Raw genomic sequence first — 3,955 nt, forward strand, 5'->3', positions numbered from 1 at the left:
GGCTGCGGGTCTGGTGGCGAGTGGCTCGAGCCCAAGGCAAGATGCTCGACGGCGGCTGGCTCTTTCCCGGGCTCAACCCGATTGAATCTCTCAGCACCCGTCAACTCAACCGGGCGATCCATGCGGCCGCCGAGGCCGCCGGAATCGACAAGCGCGTGTCCATGCACACTTTGCGCCACTATGTGCCGTTCCGGACTATGTCGGGTAACGAGAATTGGTTTTTACGAACACCCGATACTCGTGCATCGTGGCGCGAGGCAGCCCATTCATCCCCCGACATAGTTTGCCGGCCCTACAGGCTATTCAGGAAGCCGAGGAGCTGGTCTGTCGGCCGGTAGCGAACCGACTTGCCCTGTGGCGAAGATGTCTTCGCGAGGGCTTGCTCCTTCATCGCAAGGGTTGCTTCGAGATAGATCTGCGTGGTTTCCACCGATTCATGCCCGAGCCACAACGCGATCACTGAACGATCAACGCCAGCCTGCAGAAGGTCCATGGCCATCGTGTGCCTCAAGCGGTGCACGGTGACCCGTTTCTGCTTCAACGAAGGGCAAACTCGGGACGCAGCCTCGCGATGCTTGTTTAGCAAGTACTGCACACCGTGGACGCTCAGACGTTCGCCCTTGGCGCTCGGAAACAGCACTTCATCACTCCCGCGTTGAGGTTCTCGTAGCCAGCCCTTGAGCACCGCGAGCGTGGATCTGGCGATGGGAGTGCAGCGTTCCTTGCGGCCCTTGCCGATCACGCGCACGTGCGCACCGACTCCGAGGACGAGGTCTTCGCGTTTGAGTCCGGTCATTTCGGACAAACGTAGTCCCGTCTGCACAGCTACCAGTATGAAGGCGTGATCTCGCCGACCTGACCAGGTACGCTGGTCAGGCGCGGCAAGCAAGGCATCGATTTCCGGACGCGTCAGGAAGCTGACGAGCGTGCGGGTGAATCGCTTGCTGGGAATCGCAAGGACACGCTGGATCTGCCCGGAATGCGCCGGCGTCTCGAGTGCCGCATACCGGAAAAACGAATGAATTGCCGTGAGCCGCAGATTGCGGCTGCGAATGCTTACGCCCTTGTGTTTCTCCAGGTCGTCCAGAAACGCGACGATCAACGGCGCATCGATCTCCTCGAAACTCAACCGTGACGGTTGCGTATGCAAACGCTGCTGTACGAACTTCAGAAATTGACGGAAGGTATCGCGATAGGAACTGATTGTGTGAGGACTCGCCTGGCGCTGCTGCATCAGCCGCTGTGTAAAGAAACGCTCGAGCAGCGGGGCGAAGTTGGCGGGCGTGGTCATGGCCGGTTCTCCCAGCGCAGTTCGAGCCGGCGCATGGCCTCGTGCATGAGTTCCGGTGAGCCGCTTAAATACCACTGCGTATCGGCGACATGGACGTGGCCGAGGTAGGCTGACAGGATCGGCAGGCAACGCTCCGGATCCTGTTCAGACCGGTACCAATGCACGAGTGTGTTCGTCGCAAATGCATGCCTCATATCGTGCAGGCGTGGACCATGATGGTCGGAAACGCCGCGCAGACCGACCTGTCGTGACAGCGCATAGAAAGTCCGATGTACCTCTGCGCCATCCAGGCGATTGCCTCGGTTGGATACGAACAGGTAGGAGGACACTGGCCGACCGGCCCAATGACGATTACGTCGCACAATGTAGTCGGCAAGCACCTCGCGAGTCGAGTCGTGCAAAGGCACGAGCCGGGACTTGCCGAATTTAGTGCCACGAATTGTTAACACCCCAGTGGCGAGGTCGAGGTCCCGAAGCTCGAGATTGCGTGCTTCCCCGAGACGCATGCCCGACACACTCAGCAACCCAAGCAGGCAATAGAACGTCCAGGGCCGCAGTGCACTGCGCTCATAGCGGCATGGTATTTGAAGGGCGGCTCGCAGTAAGTTGCGAATCTCATCGTCCGAATACAGATACGGTCGAGCCCGCTTCGGTTGGAACGGCAGCAGGCTTTGCGCTGGAATCTCCGTTCGCGGATCGGTGGCGCTGCGATGACGTGCGAACTCGCGTACGAAACTGAGTCGCTTCGCCCAGTGTGCGAGTTGGACGTCGAATGGTTGTTGCGCCCAGGCGAGAGCCAACGCCTGGGTGACACAGGGGGCGCGATGCTGCTCCATGAAGGTCGCGAAATCGAGTAACGATTTGCCCGCATCGTGCAGCTTGAATCCCAAGCTGCGTCGAAGACTGAGATACTCAGCAACTGCCTGCCGGAGCGTGTTCATTGCACACCTCCCGGCCACGGCACAGCCAGCGTACGCAATGCCTTGATGTCGACCTTGGTGTAGATCTTCGTGGTCTGCGGGTGATGATGCCCCAACAACTCTCCTATCTCACCGAGCGAGGCACCATGGCACAGCATCTCGGTGGCCAATCCGTGACGGAACTGATGAGCCCCCATGGTTGGAGCGTCGATGCCGGCGCGCTGGAGAGCATGCCGCACAACCGAACCAACTCCACTTGCCCCGCTAAACCCTGTGATCGGAGCCCGGGCGCGCAAAAATACACGACGACAAGTGCTACGCGGTCGCCCGCGAATCAGGTATGTAGCGATCGCCTTTCCGACGTCGGCGGGCAATGGCAATTCGTTGCGATGCCCGCTTTTACCGCGCACGCTCAAACGTCCCGCGCTCCAGTCGATCTCATCCAGCTCAAGCGACGCTACTTCCCCGGAGCGCAGCCCCAATCGAGCAAGCAAAAGCAAAATGGCATAGTCTCGACGACCGGTTGCGCTTCGCTGATCGATGCTGGCTAACAACTGCCGTGTTTGATCTGGGGCGATCCCACGTGCGATTGACGGCATCGACCAGTTGGCCACGACTGGAACTGCGGCGGCCAAATCCAGTGTAATGTCGCCGCGATAGCGCACATAACGTAGAAAGGATCGCAGCGCAGCGGTCAGAAGCTTCGCCCGCTTCGGCTGCAAACGCGGCGCCTGACGTTGTACAAATCTCACAACATCGCCAGCACATAGGCGAGAGAGTGTGACGCGTCCTTTACCGAAACAGTCTTCGAGGAAACCGCGGACGAACGGCACGTAGTTGACGATCGTCGCTGTGGCCAAGGCACGCGCTTCGCGTAAGTACGCCACGTATGCCTGTACGCAGCGCTCAGTAGACGGCAGTCGGGGCAGTGGTACCCGCTCCGCAGGAATCAGTTGCTCCTGGCGCAGAAAATCAATGAGGTGTCTGAGCGCAGCCTGATCCCCCCGGCGGGGCCGAACATGTCGAGCGCGATATCGCAAATACCGTATCGCATGGTCGGCGCAGATGCTGCGCACTCCAACACCCGTCTGTTCAAGCCAACGGCTAAACCCTGCTGCGATCCGTACTTGCTGCTTCATTGATCCTGCACTGTATCCCTGCTCACTGAGCGATCTCGCAAACGATCCGATATAGGCCGCAAGCGGTCCTTCAGGCGGTCGAGAGAGAACGGCCTGGTCATGGACGATGTACTTCACGATGAGCTCCTTCCCGACATGCGGGGGCTAGTGGAAGGAGTCAAGACTATCTCTAGCCGAACGCTTGAATCGCCCGTGAAATCCACGCTATTTCTGGATTACCCGACATAGTCCGGAACGGCACATAGTGACGCCTATGTCGCTAGGTAGATAGGCGCCATAGCTTTGCCACTCATCTACTGGAACAGAAGGTCGATATCCGCGTGATTCAAGTCATGCTTGGGCACAAGAAGCTTGAGACCACAGCGCTTTATGCCCAGGTCGCCACCGATATTCTGCGTGAGGTGATCAGCCCTCTTGAGGGTTTGAATCGCGAATAGGTCGCCTTCGTGGTGCATCGCGCGCTCGAGGTAGCCGACGTCTTTCGCTCTCTTGGCCCAACGTGGCGGCAATCCGCTAACCTGAGCCTGGGACAACTGAAGGTCATGTCGGCGATCGAACAGTGCCGCAGCGCGGCGCTGGGAGGGCACGTGCTGCTCTGCGAAGGG

General features: G+C 59.4%; 4 protein-coding genes and 2 pseudogenes. 3 read left to right on the plus strand and 3 right to left on the minus strand.

What is annotated here, in order from left to right; all coding sequences use genetic code 11:
* Positions 1–338 (plus strand): annotated as a pseudogene (locus BSU04_RS47520) (hypothetical protein); the annotation flags it as partial.
* On the opposite strand, the gene BSU04_RS11780 reads toward BSU04_RS47520, so the two are convergent.
* From BSU04_RS11780 to BSU04_RS11790, 3 genes are read right to left on the minus strand one after another with little or no spacing between them, the layout of a single operon-like run.
* On the minus strand, positions 293–1,291 hold the full coding sequence (locus tag BSU04_RS11780; protein WP_089160776.1) for a site-specific integrase: 999 nt from the start codon (positions 1,289–1,291) through the stop codon (positions 293–295). The pseudogene BSU04_RS47520 and the gene BSU04_RS11780 overlap by 46 nt on opposite strands.
* Positions 1,288–2,232 (minus strand): tyrosine-type recombinase/integrase, encoded by a 945-nt coding sequence (locus tag BSU04_RS11785; RefSeq protein WP_089160777.1) that lies wholly within the window; start codon positions 2,230–2,232, stop codon positions 1,288–1,290. Before BSU04_RS11785 ends, BSU04_RS11780 begins: the two co-directional genes overlap by 4 nt.
* The gene (locus tag BSU04_RS11790) at positions 2,229–3,467 is read right to left on the minus strand and encodes a site-specific integrase (RefSeq protein WP_089160778.1); all 1,239 of its coding nucleotides are present in this window, start codon (positions 3,465–3,467) and stop codon (positions 2,229–2,231) included. The genes BSU04_RS11785 and BSU04_RS11790 overlap by 4 nt, the downstream gene beginning before the upstream one ends.
* 155 nt (positions 3,468–3,622) lie before the next feature.
* On the opposite strand from BSU04_RS11790, the pseudogene BSU04_RS11795 reads away from it, so the two are divergent.
* Together BSU04_RS11795 and BSU04_RS45330 are read left to right on the plus strand one after the other, a co-directional pair.
* Positions 3,623–3,787 (plus strand): annotated as a pseudogene (locus tag BSU04_RS11795) (tyrosine-type recombinase/integrase); the annotation flags it as partial.
* Between the two features lie 9 nt (positions 3,788–3,796).
* Positions 3,797–3,955, plus strand: a 159-nt coding sequence (locus BSU04_RS45330) for a transposase zinc-binding domain-containing protein (RefSeq protein WP_218827262.1), incomplete at its 3' end; no start/stop codon positions are given.

Origin of the sequence: Caballeronia sordidicola (genome assembly GCF_002220365.1) — a bacterium.
Lineage (GTDB): Bacteria > Pseudomonadota > Gammaproteobacteria > Burkholderiales > Burkholderiaceae > Caballeronia > Caballeronia sordidicola_C.